The organism is Bacillus sp. SIMBA_008 (genome assembly GCF_046535495.1).
Classification (GTDB): Bacteria; Bacillota; Bacilli; order Bacillales; family Bacillaceae; genus Bacillus; species Bacillus subtilis.
This window is the reverse complement of sequence record NZ_JAWRWL010000177.1, coordinates 1-330: the sequence shown is the minus strand read 5'-3', so window position 1 is coordinate 330 and position 330 is coordinate 1. Positions and strand designations below refer to the sequence as shown.

Annotated in this window: 1 protein-coding gene; it reads right to left on the bottom strand. The window is 48.2% G+C overall.

Annotated elements, in window-relative coordinates:
• The coding region (locus SB658_RS22705) for a VOC family protein (protein WP_486308204.1) at positions 1–330 on the bottom strand (330 nt) is incomplete at both ends.

The window sequence follows — 330 nt, the reverse complement described above, 5'->3', positions numbered from 1 at the left end:
GCCGTCAGATTCACCTCGCCGATATTCAGGACGGACTCAATCGAAAAACGTTCCGCGCTTTCCGGCGATGTGCCTCTCGCGATGAATTCCGCCAGATTGTTGGACGGATCTTTGAAATAAAAGGAACGCGCCTGAATATGAGTGAAATACACCTCATCCTCCCCATCTTCCGTTTGAAAAACGACTTTATCCTTTATCCACGCCTTCGCCTCATCAAAACGATTATTCGGAATATTAAACGCGAAATGATACGTCGGATGAGAGTGAGAATCGGCGCGCCTGAATTCCAACTCACTTTCTCCCGCCTTGATGGTAAACGAATCACCGGAC